The sequence below is a fragment of the Lachnospira sp. genome (assembly GCF_016290755.1).
Taxonomy (GTDB): domain Bacteria; phylum Bacillota; class Clostridia; order Lachnospirales; family Lachnospiraceae; genus Lachnospira; species Lachnospira multipara.
Window position 1 is genome coordinate 1 of the sequence record NZ_JAEEVD010000056.1, and the last position, 16,139, is coordinate 16,139.

At 37.4% G+C, this 16,139-nt stretch carries 12 protein-coding genes; 2 read left to right on the forward strand and 10 right to left on the reverse strand.

Features of this window, described 5'->3' with window-relative positions; translation table 11 throughout:
• Nucleotides 1-392: 392 nt before the first annotated feature.
• Nucleotides 393-1,772 carry a UDP-N-acetylmuramoyl-tripeptide--D-alanyl-D-alanine ligase gene (locus QVA17_RS10865; protein ID WP_287388892.1) on the reverse strand — a complete coding sequence of 460 codons (1,380 nt, stop codon included), beginning with the start codon at nt 1,770-1,772 and terminating at the stop codon, nt 393-395.
• Between the two features lie 35 nt (nt 1,773-1,807).
• Nucleotides 1,808-2,833: a D-alanine--D-alanine ligase gene (locus QVA17_RS10870; RefSeq protein ID WP_287388894.1), complete on the reverse strand. Its 1,026-nt coding sequence runs from the start codon at nt 2,831-2,833 to the stop codon at nt 1,808-1,810.
• A 162-nt stretch (nt 2,834-2,995) separates the two neighbouring features.
• Between QVA17_RS10870 and QVA17_RS10875 the strand changes: the two genes are divergently transcribed.
• The gene (locus QVA17_RS10875) at nt 2,996-3,898 is read left to right on the forward strand and encodes a PHP domain-containing protein (RefSeq protein WP_287388895.1); all 903 of its coding nucleotides are present in this window, start codon (nt 2,996-2,998) and stop codon (nt 3,896-3,898) included.
• Between the two features lie 58 nt (nt 3,899-3,956).
• Here the strand turns inward: QVA17_RS10875 and QVA17_RS10880 are convergent, their stop codons facing one another.
• The 7 genes from QVA17_RS10880 to argC all read right to left on the reverse strand — a co-directional run bounded on the left by QVA17_RS10880 (nt 3,957) and on the right by argC (nt 12,485).
• Nucleotides 3,957-4,556, reverse strand: a complete 600-nt coding sequence (locus tag QVA17_RS10880) for a hypothetical protein (protein ID WP_287388897.1) — start codon at nt 4,554-4,556, stop codon at nt 3,957-3,959.
• 92 nt (nt 4,557-4,648) lie between these two features.
• Nucleotides 4,649-5,854 (reverse strand): class I SAM-dependent rRNA methyltransferase, encoded by a 1,206-nt coding sequence (locus tag QVA17_RS10885; protein ID WP_027431168.1) that lies wholly within the window; start codon nt 5,852-5,854, stop codon nt 4,649-4,651.
• Nucleotides 5,855-5,862: 8 nt separating this feature from the next.
• Nucleotides 5,863-7,086, reverse strand: a complete 1,224-nt coding sequence (locus QVA17_RS10890; RefSeq protein WP_287388899.1) for a sugar ABC transporter substrate-binding protein — start codon at nt 7,084-7,086, stop codon at nt 5,863-5,865.
• A gap of 179 nt (nt 7,087-7,265) precedes the next feature.
• A complete protein-coding gene (locus tag QVA17_RS10895) occupies nt 7,266-8,450 on the reverse strand; it encodes an aspartate aminotransferase family protein (protein WP_287388900.1) in 1,185 nt (394 codons plus the stop codon).
• A 15-nt stretch (nt 8,451-8,465) separates the two neighbouring features.
• Complete coding sequence (gene argB / locus QVA17_RS10900; RefSeq protein WP_027431171.1) at nt 8,466-9,377, reverse strand: acetylglutamate kinase; 912 nt, start codon at nt 9,375-9,377, stop codon at nt 8,466-8,468.
• 112 nt (nt 9,378-9,489) lie between these two features.
• Nucleotides 9,490-10,719 carry a bifunctional glutamate N-acetyltransferase/amino-acid acetyltransferase ArgJ gene (argJ, locus tag QVA17_RS10905; protein WP_287388901.1) on the reverse strand — a complete coding sequence of 410 codons (1,230 nt, stop codon included), beginning with the start codon at nt 10,717-10,719 and terminating at the stop codon, nt 9,490-9,492.
• 719 nt (nt 10,720-11,438) lie between these two features.
• Entirely contained in the window at nt 11,439-12,485 is a 1,047-nt protein-coding gene (gene argC, locus QVA17_RS10910) for an N-acetyl-gamma-glutamyl-phosphate reductase (protein ID WP_287388903.1), read from the reverse strand.
• A gap of 289 nt (nt 12,486-12,774) precedes the next feature.
• Between argC and QVA17_RS10915 the strand changes: the two genes are divergently transcribed.
• Nucleotides 12,775-13,989 (forward strand): argininosuccinate synthase, encoded by a 1,215-nt coding sequence (locus QVA17_RS10915; protein WP_027431174.1) that lies wholly within the window; start codon nt 12,775-12,777, stop codon nt 13,987-13,989.
• A gap of 767 nt (nt 13,990-14,756) precedes the next feature.
• Here the strand turns inward: QVA17_RS10915 and glyA are convergent.
• On the reverse strand, nt 14,757-15,998 hold the full coding sequence (gene glyA, locus QVA17_RS10920) for a serine hydroxymethyltransferase (RefSeq protein ID WP_027431175.1): 1,242 nt from the start codon (nt 15,996-15,998) through the stop codon (nt 14,757-14,759).
• Between the last annotated feature and the right edge of the window lie 141 nt (nt 15,999-16,139).

Consider the following 16,139-nt stretch of genomic DNA (forward strand, 5'->3'; position numbering starts at 1 on the left):
TTATCATTACTCTCCTCCCCTTGAATTAATTCTTGGACAAGTTTCTTAGATTTATTAGCTCTTTTACCTTGTAAATAACTTATAAAACCCAACAGTATTTAACAGACTTTTATAAGTTTTATTTAACTGTCATAAGCCTTCATACCAAATCTAAATATATTTTACTATACTTTATAACTATTTACAAATAAACAGCTATAAATTTTGGAATAAATTTATCCTTGCTTAATAAATATTTTACATAGAAATCTTGAATATTGTGTTAAATTAGAGTCCTTTAATAGAAATTAATAAAAAAGAATCCTAAGAAATTTACTTTCCTAGGATTCTCAATCATTATCTTTATTCTAATCTATGATTTTATTATTAATTTACCGCTAGAAATCAAAGTCTTAGAAATTCTTTAACTCTTCCACTAGCTCTTCAAAATGCATACCATGAGATGCCTTAACTAAGATGCTATCATTTTCATTAATTAAATTAGTCATCTGGCCTCTAAATTCATCCTTTGTATTAAAGTGATGAGCTTCCTTAGCGCCTTCTAAGCCTTCATAGATATTCTTAGCCAAATCACCAATTGTAATTACAAGGTCTATATTCTTATCCTGTATATATTCGCCAACGCCTCTGTGAAGTTCCTTCTCCTCAGTGCCAAGCTCAAACATATCACCAAGAAGGGCAACCTTTCTTGTATTAGCCATAGCTAGTACATCGATGGAAGCCTTCATAGAAACTGGATTTGCATTATAACAGTCATCAATAACTGTAAGCTTTCCTGTCTTAATGATGTTGTTTCTACCAGCAATAGTTTTTAAATTAGAGATACCTTCAATAATTTCTGTTGAGCTTAAGTTAAACTCGCAGGCAACAGACGCTGCTGCAAGGCAGTTAAGCACCATATGACTTCCTGGAACTGGGCAAGTTACAACAATTTCGCCAACGCCATCGGCTGTCTTTAAATTGTGCATCTTAAATCTAGTGCCATCAAGACCTAGACTTTCAATCTCATCGGCGTATATGTCATTAGTCTTAGATTCACCAAAGAAAATTGGCTTACTGCCCTTAACTTCCTTTACTGTAGCTAACTTATCATCATCACCATTAAGAATAGCCTTTCCGCCTTCCTTAACGTAATCAAATACTTCTGTCTTAGCCTTTAAAACACCGTCTCTGTCCCCGAGATTCTCAAGGTGGCAATAGCCAATGTTAGTAATTACTGCAATGTCTGGTCTTGCAATCTTAGCAAGTCTAGTCATTTCATTAAAGTCGCTAATTCCCATTTCAAGAACAGCGATTTCTGTATCATCTTCAATTCTAAAAACTGTTAGTGGTAAACCAATCTCATTATTGAAATTACCAAGAGTTTTTAGAGTATTATACTTAGTTGAAAGTACAGAATAGATTGTCTCCTTTGTACTTGTCTTACCAACTGAACCTGTGATTCCAACTACCTTAAGATTAGTTAGATTGCCTCTATAAAGTGTGGCAAGATCCTTTAGGGCCTGAAGGCTAGATTCCACCTTAATATATGCCCCCTTTGGATTATTTAATTCCTTTTCTGAAATTACGCAAAGGGCGCCCTTATCAAAACAAGAATCAATATAATCATGACCATCACTTCTCTCACCCTTAATGGCAATAAAAAGTCCATCTTCTTCAACTTTTCTACTATCTATTGTAATAGAGCTAACTTCTCTATCTTCAAATGACTCAGGGGCGTAAACTACGCCATTTACAGCCTTAGCCATCTCCTTAACTGTCATGCCCTTCATACTACTTCTCCTTATTAAAAGCCATTAAAGTTTAATTATCTATTAATTGAAAGCTCAACTACCTTCTGAGTTAACTCATCAAAGCTAATTCCAGCTTCGCTTGCCTCATGTGGAAGTAAGCTTGTAGGTGTCATACCTGGAAGTGTATTAATTTCAAGGCAGAAAATGTTATTATTCTCATCAAGTAACATATCAACTCTACCATAAATAGTAACTCCAGCTACCTTTAAGCATTCAACAGCCCAGTGCTGCATCTGCTTTGTAATCTCATCTGAAAGCTCTGCTGGGCAAACATGCTTAGTTGCGCCATCTGCATACTTATTCTCATAATCATACCAGCCCTTTAAAGGAACAATTTCGATTACAGGAAGAGGCTCGCCATTTAATACACCTGCAGAGAACTCTCTACCCTTTACATATTCCTCAACTAAAACTGTATCATCTGATTCAAAGGCATAATCAAGAGCCTTAGATAATTCAGCTTCAGAATTAACGATAGATACACCTACTGATGAACCACCGTTAGCTGGCTTAACAACACATGGATAGAAAGGATTAGCAAATTCTTCACCCTTATGAAGAACAATTCCCTTAGGCATTGGGATGCCATTTGGAACTAATACCTTCTTAGTTAAGTCCTTATCCATAGAAATTGCGCTACTAAGGGAATCTGTACCTGTATACTTAATATCAAGTAATTCAAAAGTACCCTGAATCTTACCATCTTCACCATTAGCACCGTGAAGTCCCATAAATACTACGTCTGCTTCCTTACAAAGCTTTAATACATTAGGACCAAAGAAACCTTCTCTAGTTTCCTTTCTTCTTTCAAGTTCAGCCTCAACATCTGCTGTCTTAGCCTTTAACTCTTCTTCTAGCTTAGCTAAATCGTTCTTCTCTAAAAAGAATCTAATCGCTTCTGCATCATCTATACCATAAAAAACATCAAGGACGTTAGCCTCATGTCCATTTCTTCTTAAACTTTCACATACATAGTGGCTTGTTACCAATGAAATATCTCTTTCTGTACTTGTACCACCTGCTAAAACTACAATCTTCATACATGCCTCCTAGGTCAAATTTTACTTTTCTAAAAATTTTGCACCATGGTCTAATATAGCACTTGATAATAATTTATGCAATAAAGTAAAAATCTTATTAAGTCTGAATTTTTAAGGCTGTTTTATGATAGAATAGGTTAAAGATAATCGGAGGTAGTAAATATGAGAGCAGTAGATTTACATACACATTCAACCTTTTCTGATGGTACTAAAAGTCCAAAGGAACTTCTTGAAATTGCTATAGAGAAAAATCTTGCAGCCATTGCCCTAACAGATCACGACACCCTAGATGGTATTGATGAAGCACTTTTAGCCTGCAAGAAATTAAACGAATCAAAGGAGCATGAGTCTATTGATTCTTTAACAAATGAATCTCATCCTATTGAGTTAATTCCAGGAGTTGAAGTTAGCACTCACTGGGATAAGTGCGAGGTGCATATTGTTGGTTTATTTGTTGACCAGCACAATAAAGAGTTTTTAGACTTTCTAGCGATTCAAAGAAACTCTAGAGTAAATAGAAATATTCAAGTTTGTAAAAATTTTACCGATATCGGTATTCCACTTACATACGAAACTATGTTAGAGCTCTATCCTGATGCTGTTATTACAAGAGCACATTTTGCAGACTATCTTGTAAAAAACGGACATGTAGGAGATAGAAACGAAGCTTTTGATAGATATCTAAATCCTGGAAAGCCTGCCTATGTCTCAAGACAAAAGGTGGACCCTAAAGAAGCTATTAAATATATTCACGGAGCTGGTGGCATTGCAATTCTTGCCCATCCTATTCTTTATCATCTAGGAGATGTTGCTTTAAATAAGTTGGTTTTAGAGCTTAAGGAGGCCGGTCTTGATGGCATAGAGGCACTTTATTCAACTTATAAGCCTGCAGATGAAAGACAAATCAGAGAAATCGCAGCTAAGTATGATTTAATGCTATCTGGTGGTTCTGATTATCACGGGAGTAATAAGCCACATATTGACTTAGGGGTTGGTATGGGTAAGTTATTTATTCCAGAGGAGATTTTAGAGAATTTAAAAGCCTATAAAAATCAAAGAATCTAATTTTACGAAAGGCGCGGTAACTAAGTTTAAGCTTAATTACCACGCCTATTTTTTATCCTTATTCACTTGTGGTCTCCCCACTTTCAGTGCTAGCATTTTCATCATTAGCAGAAATTATAGTTAAAAATTCCTGCAACTTGGAAGAAGCACTTGTAAAGGCATAGACATATTTTACATTGTAGGACTTATCCGCATCCATGTTGCCATGCCAGGTGCAAACCCTTACATCATCTACCACCTCGTTAGTAAAGCTGCCGCTACCATTAGTATAAATCACGGTCTTTTTATAAGTTCCGTCATCTTGCTGGTTGTAATTGGTCTTTTTTGCATTTGCATAACTAATGTGTGTGGCGGAAGCATCCACAGTGGCGGTCATCTCCCAAAGATTAAAGTAGGACTTATCTTCATTTGAAAATATAATCTTAATCTTTAGATAATCACCATCCGGTTCCATATACATACAGGAATAATCCCCGAAATCTCTATATTCACCAACAAATTGCAAAACCTCAATGGGACTTGCCTTAGTAGTCGTCTCTTCTTGTGTTGACTCAGTTTCAGATTCTGTCTCCTCTTCTGATGTGCTTGAAGAACAGCCCCATAAAGAAAAACTAAGCAATAAAAAAAGTGATAAAATCATATACTTTCTCATCTTCATAATCTACTCCTTTTCGAATAATTATGAATTTACTATATATATGATTTTACCACAAATTGTTTATTATAAAAACTATTAAAATGACCTTAAGACTATAATTCTTCTACAACCTGGAAGATATAGAACTTAAGATATAAACTCTCATCAGCTGACCAAAGAATTGGATGGTCTGGTGACTGAGTTCTGTATTCTATCTGACGAAGTCTCTTGTGTACTGATCTAGCAGCTTCGTGGATTGTCTTTGTAAATGTATCTGGGTCCATGAAGTGTGAGCAAGAACATGTGGCAAAATAGCCGCCATCCTTAACTAACTTAAGGCCCTTCATATTGATTTCTCTATAACCCTTAATGGCCTTCTTAATTGTGCTTCTAGACTTTGTAAAGGCAGGTGGATCAAGGATTACTACATCAAAGCTCTCACCCTCTTCTACTAATTCTGGTAATAATTCAAATACATCTGCGCACTTAAAAGTTACAGTGTTTTCAAGGCCGTTTAGCTTAGCATTTTCTCTTGCCTGATTACAACCAAGCTCTGAAGCATCAACACCTATTACTTCCTTAGCTCCTGCAATACCTGCATTAAGTGCAAAGGAACCTGTATGAGTAAAGCAATCTAGGACTCTTGCATCCTTACAGAACTTCTGCATAGCAAGTCTATTGTATTTCTGATCAAGGAAGAAGCCCGTCTTTTGACCATCCTTAACATCCACGTAATACTTAACGCCATTTTCTTCAATTAAGACTTTAGTGTCAAACTCTTCACCAATAAAGCCCTTTGTACGCTTCATGCCCTCTAATTCTCTAACCTTAGCGTCACTTCTTTCATAGACACCACGAATTGGCATGTCTAATTTTTTCAAAGCCTCTTTTACCTTTTCAATAATTACAGGCTTCAAGTTATCAATACCAAGTGCTAGTGACTCTACAACTAAAACATCACTAAACTTATCAATAACAATACCTGGAAGGAAATCTGCTTCTCCAAAAATAAGTCTGCAGCTAGACATATCTACTGTCTTTGTTCTGTAATCAATAGCTGCATTAACTCTTTTCTCAATGAAGGCCTCATCAACATTTCTCTCAAATCTAGATAACATTCTTACTGTAATCTTAGACTTTCTGTTAATAAAACCAATTCCCATAAAGAAGTCGTCAAAGTCATGGACTTCAACTAACTTTCCGTCAACTACGCCTTCAGAAATCTCATCGATTTCATTATCATAAACCCAGGCGCCACCTGACTTAATAGTTCTTCCCTCTCCCTTTTTTAACTTAACATAACCTGTAATTGTAAACATAAAATCACCTACTTAGTATATTTCTCTACTACCTTTGCAAATGTATCATAGGCAGTATCTACGCTTTCACCGTTCCAAATCTTGTGAAGCATTATTTCATATTGAGCATAAATCTCATCAATGCCTGCATACTTAGGCTTGACTATAGATTCTGAATAAATCTTGTGTAAGCTCTTAATAACAGAATCCTTTGAAACATCTCCTCTTGCACAAGCAAGGTTTGAAAGGAGTGTTACATTTGACGCATAATCATAAGAAATTGCCTTAGCAACTGCACGGGCTACATCGTATTCCTTAGAATAAGGATTTACAACAGCCATTGTTGTTGTAGATAAAGCCTGACTTTCAAGGCCGTCGCCTAAACTTGGAATTGCACAAACTCCGTACTTAACTGATGTATCTAGATTCTCAATCTGAGAAGCTGTCATAATTGAGTAAGCCACTCTACCTTCTGTAAATAAAGACTGATACTCATTTAACTTATCTTCATCAGTTGAAAGACCGTACTCTTCCTTTAGTCCCTGATACTCTGTTAAGGCCTTCTTTAGAGCCTCTTCGTTATTAATATAGATATTAGCTGTGTCCATGCTATCGCCTTCAAAACTAATATACTTACTTGCAAATGGATAATTTGTCAATAATCTTGAAGCGTCATAAGCAAATGTCATAGCTAAATTATCTGTTGTCTTAAGACCTGATAGGTCAGAAGCTGGAATCTCATCAAAGCTAGTAACTGCATCTGCATAGACCTTATTATAAACAAGGGCTGAAGTTTCATAAGTCACTGGATAACCATATAAAACATTATTATAAGAAGAAGCCTCAAGACCTGCCTTTCCATAAATGTCCTCAGTATAAATCTTGTCATATTCGTTGTTCTCAAGCATAAGACCTAGTAAATAAGCCTCTTCCACGCTATCTGAAGAACAAAGATAAACATCACAAGCATTGTCATTTCTAATTGACTGGTCGTAAATGTACTGAATATAGTTAGATTCTGAAATCAACTCAGGCTCAATAGTAACCAATTCATTAGTAACATTAAACTGCTTAGCCACATAGTCTAAGTACTTAGTATAAGCATCGTTGTTATACCAAACCTTTACTGTTACTTCCTTTTCAAGCTCTAAGCTCTTAGCCGCAAGGCCTGTCTGTGAATCTGAGCATCCTACTGTTGAAAATATAGTCACAACACTTAGGGCAAGCGCTGCAAATTTCTTTAAAATTTTCATAAATCCCTCCATATTTAAGTTGTAAATTCTAGTATCTATAAAACGGAAACTTTTCCGCAGTTCACAAAATCAAAAAACCTAAGGCACAAATTTTTGCACCTTAGGTATTATACTCTATTCTTAGCTATTTTTACAAGGTTGTTAAGATTTCTTACTATTTCGCCCTTAATAAGTTCTAACTAAAAACACTTTTTTAATTTTTCAATCATCTCGTCAACATTTTCCTTAGTAATCACAAGTGGTGGAACAAATCTGATTACGTTAGTTCCAGCTGAGAAAAGAATAAGTCCATTATCAAGAGCCTTTGAGATTACATCCTTAGGATTGATTGATAGCTGTAAGCCCTGCATTAAGCCCATTCCACGTCTCTCTACTACACAGTCAAACTCACCTACTAATTCCTCTAGGCGTTTTTCAAGATAAGCTCCCACTGTTTTTACATTTTCTAAGACATTATCCTCTTTGAAAATGTCTAGCACCGCGTTAGTTGCTGCAGTTGCAAGAGGGTTACCACCATAAGTAGTTCCGTGATCTCCTGGAACTAGGGCATTAGCCACTTCTTCCTTAGCAAGGAAGGCACCTACTGGAATACCGCAACCAAGAGCCTTAGCAGAAGTAAGAATATCTGGGCAAACACCATATTGCTGATAAGCAAACATAGTACCTGTTCTACCCATACCACACTGGATTTCATCAAGGATAAGTAAAATGCCCTTCTCATCACAAAGCTTGCGAACTTCCTTAATAAAGCTCTCCTTAGCAGGATAAACACCGCCCTCACCCTGAACTGTTTCAAAAAGAATTGCGGCAGTCTTATCATTTACCAAGGCCTTAACGCTTTCGATATCATTAAAATTAGCAAACTTAATGCCAGGAATCATAGGGCCAAAGGCCTCCTGATAGTGCTTGTTTCCTGTAACTGCCAAAGCGCCCATACTTCTACCGTGGAAAGAATGCTCCATGGCAATGATTTCTCCATCAGTGCTGTTATTGTGCTTTAGATAGTAATATTTCTTAGCAAGCTTAATAGCTCCCTCGATTGCCTCAGTTCCTGAGTTTGTAAAGAAAACTCTATCCATGCCTGAAGCCTCAGTAATAGCTTTAGCTGCCTTAATGGCTGGCTCATTGTAAAAATAATTAGAAGTGTGAATTAGATTATCCACCTGAGCTTTAATAGCATCGTTATATTTTTTATTATTGTAGCCTAGGGCAAATACAGCAATACCTGCACCAAAGTCTAAATACTTCTTACCTTCTCTATCGTAGAGATAAACTCCATCGCCCTTTTCAAGGCAAATCTGATAACGATTGTATGTATGAAAAAGCTTCTCATCTCCAAGCTTTAAAAGTTCTTTAGTCTCCATAAAAATCTCCTTTATTTAGCAAACAATGTCTGCATTATAGAATTTCTCTGCCTCTTCTGAAAGAATGGCTGTACCAATACCTTTATTAGTAAAGATTTCAAGAAGTAAGCAATGTGGAATACGGCCATCTAAAATATGGACTCTTGATACTCCATTTTCCACAGCATCAATACAGTTATTAAGCTTAGGAAGCATGCCACCACCAATTGTGCCAGAAGCAAGTAAATCCTTAGCTTCTGTTGTTGAAAGCTCAGAAATAAGGGAATCCTTATCATTAAAATCTCTATAAACCCCTTCAATATCTGTTAAGAAAGCTAACTTTTCAGCCCCTACTGCTCTAGCAATAGCGCATGCTGCATCATCAGCATTGATATTATAAGCATGGTGATCATCACCAAAACCGATTGGGCAAATTACTGGTAGGAAATCATCCTTTAAAAGTGAGTGAATAAGAGTTGTATCAACGCTTTTAATGTCACCAACGAAACCAATATCTTCACCGCCGGATAACTTCTTGTCAACTCTTAACATACCACCATCTTTACCACTAATACCGCAAGCCTTAATACCAAGTTCTTCAAGAAGAGATACAAGGCTTTTATTAACCTTATTTAGAACCATTTCTGCGATTTCCATAGTTGGCTCATCTGTAACTCTAAGGCCGTTAATAAACTTTGGCTCCATGCCTGATTTCTTAACCCATGAGCTAATTTCCTTACCACCACCATGCACGATAATAGGCTTAAAACCTACAAGCTTAAGTAGTGCAACATCTTGAATTACCTTTCTTTTTAAATCCTCATCCACCATTGCTGAACCGCCATATTTTACAACAATGATTTTACGATTAAACTTCTGAATATAAGGCAAAGCCTCAACTAAAATCTGAGCCTTATATAACTCTTCCTTCATGTCTATTGTAGTCATTTTCTTTTCCTTCCTTTTCCCATATTTGATTCTCTTGAAAATGTAACTAGGTCTTTTTAGTTTTCCTCTAACTTGAGTGCCTAACGGTCTTCGTTAACTTACAAAGACTAAATTAACTTCTATAATCTGCGTTAATCTTTACATAGTCAAAAGTTAAATCACAGCCCCATGCAGTTGCGTCATATTCCCCATCTTTAACATCACAAATTGCAACAACTGGATTTTGTGAAAGAATCTTAGTTGCCTCATCCTCACTATAATCTGTAGCAACCCCATCCTTTACAATCTGTAGCTTACCTGCAGCACTTTCAAAGAAAATGTCCACCTTCTCAGGATCAAACTCAGCCCCTGAATAACCAAGAGCACAAAGGATTCTACCCCAGTTAGCATCATGTCCAAAGATTGCTGCCTTAGTTAAATTAGAAGTAATAACAGACTTTGCTAAAATCTTCGCATCCTGCTTTGTCTTTGCATTTTTAAGCTGACATTCAAAAAGACAAGTAGCACCCTCGCCATCTCCTGCGATTTTCTTTGAAAGATCAGTTAAAACATAGGATAAGCCTTCATAGAAATTCTTGTAATCCTCATTTTTAGATACAATTTTCTCATTATTAGCCAAGCCATTAGCCAAAACTAAAACTGTATCGTTAGTAGATGTATCCCCATCAACAGAAATCATGTTAAAGGAATCATCTACAATAGCTGATGTAGCTTCCTGAAGTAACTTCTTATCAATTGCAGCATCAGTAGTAATAAAGCAAAGCATTGTAGCCATGTTTGGATGAATCATACCAGCACCCTTACACATACCACCAATAGTAACTTTCTTTCCAGAAAGTTCCACTTCAACTGCCACTTCCTTAGGCTTAGTATCAGTAGTCATAATAGCAACAGCAGCTTTGTTAGCAGCCTCTCTAGTCTCCTCTAAACTAGGGGCCATAGCCTTAATACCATTGCAAATCTCTGTCATAGGAAGCTGTGCACCAATAACACCTGTAGAAGCCACTAAACAAGAATTAACAGGCACTGAAAGTGCCTCACTAATAGCCTCAGCCTCCATAAGACAAGCATCGTCGCCCTCTTTACCAGTACAAGCATTAGCAACACCAGAATTAATAACTACGGCTCTAGCTAAATCCTCACTATAAACTCTTGCCTTATCCCATTTAACAGGCGCTGCAAAAACCTTGTTTAAGGTAAATGTACCAGCTGTAACACAGCCAACTTTTGAAAAAATGAAAGCCATATCATCTTTAGTAGAATTCTTCTTTATCCCAGCATGAGTGCTAGCAGCAGCAAAGCCATTAGCTGCAGTAACACCACCATCAATAATCTTAACCATATTTCCTCCTATATAATCACTCTTTTTTATTTATCCGGTAGGCAACAGCAAAGCGCTTTGCCGGTAGGTAAACAGCGTAGCGCATTTGCCGTATGGTATCGCTTCCCGGTAGTTCCTCATTCCCGGTAGGCAACAGCGTAGCGCTTTGCCGGTAGGTAAACAGCGTAGCGCATTTGCCGTATGGTATCGCTTCCCGGCTGTTTATCATTCCCGGTAGGCAACAGCGTAGCGCTTTGCCGTATGTTTATCGCTTCCCGGCTATTCCTCATCCCCGGTAGGCAACAGCGTAGCGCTTTGCCGTACACTATCTCCTCCCGGCTATTCCTCATTCCCGGTAGGCAACAGCGTAGCGCTTTGCCGTAAAATATCACTTCCCGGCTGTTTCACATATCCGGTAGGCAACAGCGAAGCGCCTTGCCGTACACTATCACTCCCCGCTTGTTTAATTCCCGGATTGACTCCCGCCTCCGACGGGAGTTCCTCATCGCCGGGGGTGTTGTGTGGCGGTAGCAGGGGTGAAGCAGAGATGATTTTTTGGAGCCTTCTAAGGCCGTCGGCACTAGTTTTCCCTTCTTCACCAAGGAAGCGAAAGCTTCCACTTGGGGAAGAGCAAGGGAAAACTAAGTACCGCTACGAGCCTTAGAGCGCGCAAGCCTGCTCCCAAAAAATCAGACTCTGCGCAACCCTGCGTCCACCACCCCCACACACTCTCCCGGGGATTACGGAAATAACGGAGCCATCTTTAGCCCCTCGTTCTCTTCAAACCCAAACATCAAATTCATATTCTGAACTGCCTGTCCTGCAGCTCCCTTCACCAAATTATCAAGAGCACCCATCATAATAAGTCTCTTAGTTCTTGGCTCAATCTTAAATCCAATATCTACAAAGTTGCTACCCTCAACCCAACGAGTCTCAGGGCAAACATCCTTTTCAAGTACTCTAATAAAGAACTCTTCACCATAGTATTTATCGTAAACTGCCTTAACCTCTTCGTAACTAACTTCCTTTGTAAGATTTGCATAAGCAGTTACCAAAATACCTCTATTCATAGGTACAAGATGAGGTGTAAAAATAAGCTTAATATCGTCTCTATTAACAGCGTAGCCTAGCTGCTCTTCAATTTCTGGTGTGTGTCTATGAGTTCCAACGCCATAAGCCTTCATGCTTTCGTTAACCTCACAGAAAAGGTTATTAACCTTAGCTCCACGACCAGCACCTGAAGTACCACTCTTTGCATCAATAATAATTGTATCTGGATCAATGATTCCTTCCTTAACCATTGGATATAATGTAAGAATTGATGTAGTTGTGTAGCAACCAGGATTAGCAATAATTCTTGTATTCTTATTTACCTTATGTCTATTAATTTCGCAAAGACCATAAACTGCTTCATTAATGAACTGTGGTGCCTTATGTTCAATCTTGTACCACTCCTCATAAGTCTTAACATCCTTTAATCTAAAGTCTGCTGATAAGTCAATGATCTTTGTTCTTGATAAAATGTCTTCATTAACTAAAGAAGCACATAAGCCCTGTGGTGTTGCTGTAAAGATAACATCAACTTCCTTTGCAAGTGCATCCATGTTATCGTCTAAACATTTTGCATCAACAAGTCTAAACATATTTCTATATACATCAGAATATTTTTGATCAATGTAACTTCTTGAGCCTAACCAAACAATTTCCACATCCTTATGTCCTAATAATAATCTGACAAGTTCATTGCCAGCATAACCAGTCGCGCCTATAATTCCTACTTTTACCATAGTTTGTCGACCTCCCATGCATAATATTCATAATGAATGAATAAATATTCATTCGATAAGTTTCATTATAGCAAGTTTTTTTCAGATGTAAAGGGGTTTTGACTAAAATTAATAATATGCATAAATATTCAAAAATAATGCATAAAAATACAAAATATACATTTTTTCTATTGCATTTTGAAATAATGTGGTATATCATAATGAACAAGAAGTTAGTTATTGCCGATAATAATTAACTTTTAGAATAGACAGGGAAACCTAACCCGTATTTTTTGGAGGAAAGAAAATCATGAAAGAGAAAGTTATTTTAGCTTATTCAGGCGGACTTGATACAACTGCCATCATTCCTTGGTTAAAGGAAAATTTCGATTATGAAGTAATTTGTGTTTGTGCTGACTGTGGTCAGGAAGAAGAGTTAGATGGCTTAGAGGAAAGAGCTATTTCATGTGGCGCTAGCAAGCTCTACATCGAAGATTTAACTGATGAATTCTGTGATGATTATATTGTTCCATGTGTTCAGGCACATGCAGTATATGAGAATAAATATTTACTTGGTACTTCAATGGCAAGACCTCTTATTGCTAAGAGATTAGTAGAAATTGCTCGTAAGGAAGGCGCTACAGCAATTTGTCATGGTGCTACAGGTAAGGGTAACGATCAGATCAGATTTGAACTTACAATTAAGGCTCTTGCACCAGATATCAAGATTATTGCAGCTTGGAGAAATGAAAAGTGGACAATGCAGTCTCGTGAGGATGAGATTGAATATTGTAAGCAGCATGGAATCAACCTTCCATTCTCAGCTGACACAAGCTACAGCCGTGATAGAAACATTTGGCATATCAGCCATGAAGGTCTCGAACTTGAAGATCCTGCAAATGAGCCAAACTACGATCATTTACTTGTATTATCTCAGACACCTGAGAAGGCTCCAGATGAAGGCGAATATGTAACAATCGACTTTGAAGCAGGTGTTCCAAAGAAGGTTAACGGTCAGGCTATGAAGGTTTCTGATATTATTAGAACTCTTAATAAGCTTGGTGGTAAGCATGGTATTGGTATCATCGATATCGTTGAAAACCGTGTAGTTGGTATGAAGTCTCGTGGTGTTTATGAAACTCCTGGTGGAACAATTCTTTACGAAGCACATCAGCAGCTTGAAGAATTAGTTCTTGATAGAGATACAACAACAATGAAGCTTGACATGGGTAACAAGTTTGCTCAGATCGTTTACGAAGGAAAGTGGGAAACTCCTCTTCGTGAAGCTTGCCAGGCATTCATCGAGTCTACTCAGAAGAATGTAACAGGTCAGGTTAAGTTCAAGCTCTACAAGGGTAACATCATCAAGGCAGGAACAACATCACCATATTCACTTTACAATGAGTCAATCGCTTCATTTACAACAGGTGACCTTTATGATCATCACGATGCAGAAGGCTTTATCAACCTCTTTGGTTTATCACTTAAGGTTCGTGCTATGAAGGAAGCTGAGAATAATAAGTAATTATCCGATTTTTAGGAAAATGTGTCTAATAGGGAAATAGATTTATAGAAAAATGTACGTAAATAAAGCACTAGGAAATTTTGAGAAATCAAGCTTTCCTAGTGTTTTTTTGATGTTTGTGAGAGAGGCTTAATCATTTGTGTGTAGTTCTAGCTAGAAGCTGTGCCTTTCTAAACGCTTTAAGCCTACTATAGTCACAAGTTACTAATTAGGGATTTTATAAGCTTCTGGCTTTGTGCCTTTCCGGGAGATTACAAGCTTTATCAGGCACCAAAGAATTCTTCTGTAAGTCCCGGTTCCTCATCATTTCCGAAGCATTTGTGCCTATGATTTAAGTAAGCTCTATATTTAAGCACAGTTTTTCAAGCTCTCAAAAAATCGCTTGTGACTTTTTCTAAGCAATCCTCTGATTTAAGCACAAGATTCCCTATTTTTCTTGTATCTAACCTTCTTTCTTAAAATTTCCTGTGCCTTTTTTCAGAGTAATTGAAAGTTACAGCCAAATCATGTCCTTTTTTTACAATTTCACTTGTGACCCTTTTGCAATGATTCAGTAAAATAAGTCAAAACAAGCTTATCAGGGGGCGAGAAAAGGCTGAAAAGCAGCACTTTCCGGGAGTATATAACCTCCATAAGGCAAAAAAGAATTCAAAAAAACCGCAGGGCCAAGCCCTGCGGTAATATTTAAAAATAAACAAAACAGAATTATTAAAACTTAGATTTAAGGAATCTCTTCCATAACTTAAAATGCAAATCGCATTCTTATCTTATTCGTAAAGTGGGTACTTATCTGTAAGACCCTTAACAAGTTCCATAGCCTTAGCCTTATTAGCATCAACATCGTCAACAAGGAGAGCAATAGCTTCTGCTACTACATCCATATCAGCTTCGTTGAAGCCTCTAGTTGTAACTGCTGCTGTACCAAGTCTGATACCGCTTGTTACAAATGGAGAAGCTGGATCGTTAGGAATTGTGTTCTTGTTACATGTAATGTTAGCTGCATCAAGAAGCTTTTCAACTTCCTTACCAGTCTTATTCTTAGAAAGTAAGTTAACTAACATAAGATGGTTATCTGTACCACCTGAAACAAGATCAAAACCTCTGCTTGTAAGACCGTTAGCAAGTGCCTTAGCGTTCTTAACTATATTTTCAGCATATACCTTGAAACTTGGATCAAGTGCTTCCTTTAAGCAGACAGCCTTAGCTGCAATAACGTGCATTAAAGGACCACCCTGTGTACCTGGGAATACTGACTTGTTAAGCTTGTGCTCTTCAGCAAATTCCTGTGATGATAAAATCATACCACCTCTTGGTCCACGAAGTGTCTTATGTGTTGTAGTTGTTACAACATGAGCATATGGAATTGGGCTTGGATGAGCACCACCAGCTACAAGACCAGCAATATGTGCCATATCAACAAAGAGGTAAGCACCAACTTCATCTGCGATTTCTCTAAATCTCTTAAAGTCAATTGTTCTAGCATAAGCAGAAGCACCTGCGATAATCATCTTAGGCTTGCATTCCTTAGCAATTCTTTCAACTTCATCATAATCAATAAATCCATCAGCTGTAACACCGTAAGGAACGATGTTAAAGTAGCTACCAGAAATATTAGCTGCTGAACCGTGTGATAAATGTCCACCACAGTCAAGGCTCATACCCATAACTGTTTCACCTGGCTTAACAAGTGCATAGAACACTGCCATATTAGCCTGTGCACCTGAATGAGGCTGAACGTTAACGTATGTACAACCAAAAAGCTTCTTAGCTCTTTCAATTGCTAAGTTTTCAACTACGTCAACATATTCACATCCACCGTAATATCTCTTAGCTGGGTAACCTTCAGCATACTTGTTAGTAAGTGGGCTTCCCATAGCAGCCATAACAGCCTTGCTCACTAAGTTCTCAGAAGCAATAAGCTCAATATGACTTCTCTGTCTTGCAAGTTCATCATCCATAGCCTTAGCTAAATCTGGATCAAAACTTGACACTTCATTAAATGAATACATACAAATCCTCCCAAATTGTGATTCATAAAGACTCTCTAGGTTTAAAAGTCCTTACGATTATTTATATTATAATAACTAGAGTTCATAAGTCAATTAATTTTAAAAGTATATAAGAAAGCCAAAACTCATTTTTTTAGTTTT

Bases quoted from the DNA above. Each gene is read 5' to 3' on its own strand.
- QVA17_RS10915 (WP_027431174.1), top strand. From the start codon at position 12,775: ATGAAAGAGAAAGTTATTTTAGCTTATTCAGGCGGACTTGATACAACT.
- argB (WP_027431171.1), bottom strand. From the start codon at position 9,377: ATGACTACAATAGACATGAAGGAAGAGTTATATAAGGCTCAGATTTTA.
- QVA17_RS10865 (WP_287388892.1), bottom strand. From the start codon at position 1,772: ATGAAGGGCATGACAGTTAAGGAGATGGCTAAGGCTGTAAATGGCGTA.
- QVA17_RS10875 (WP_287388895.1), top strand. From the start codon at position 2,996: ATGAGAGCAGTAGATTTACATACACATTCAACCTTTTCTGATGGTACT.
- QVA17_RS10870 (WP_287388894.1), bottom strand. From the start codon at position 2,833: ATGAAGATTGTAGTTTTAGCAGGTGGTACAAGTACAGAAAGAGATATT.
- glyA (WP_027431175.1), bottom strand. From the start codon at position 15,998: ATGTATTCATTTAATGAAGTGTCAAGTTTTGATCCAGATTTAGCTAAG.
- QVA17_RS10895 (WP_287388900.1), bottom strand. From the start codon at position 8,450: ATGGAGACTAAAGAACTTTTAAAGCTTGGAGATGAGAAGCTTTTTCAT.
- QVA17_RS10880 (WP_287388897.1), bottom strand. From the start codon at position 4,556: ATGAAGATGAGAAAGTATATGATTTTATCACTTTTTTTATTGCTTAGT.
- QVA17_RS10890 (WP_287388899.1), bottom strand. From the start codon at position 7,086: ATGAAAATTTTAAAGAAATTTGCAGCGCTTGCCCTAAGTGTTGTGACT.
- argC (WP_287388903.1), bottom strand. From the start codon at position 12,485: ATGGTAAAAGTAGGAATTATAGGCGCGACTGGTTATGCTGGCAATGAA.
- argJ (WP_287388901.1), bottom strand. From the start codon at position 10,719: ATGGTTAAGATTATTGATGGTGGTGTTACTGCAGCTAATGGCTTTGCT.
- QVA17_RS10885 (WP_027431168.1), bottom strand. From the start codon at position 5,854: ATGTTTACAATTACAGGTTATGTTAAGTTAAAAAAGGGAGAGGGAAGA.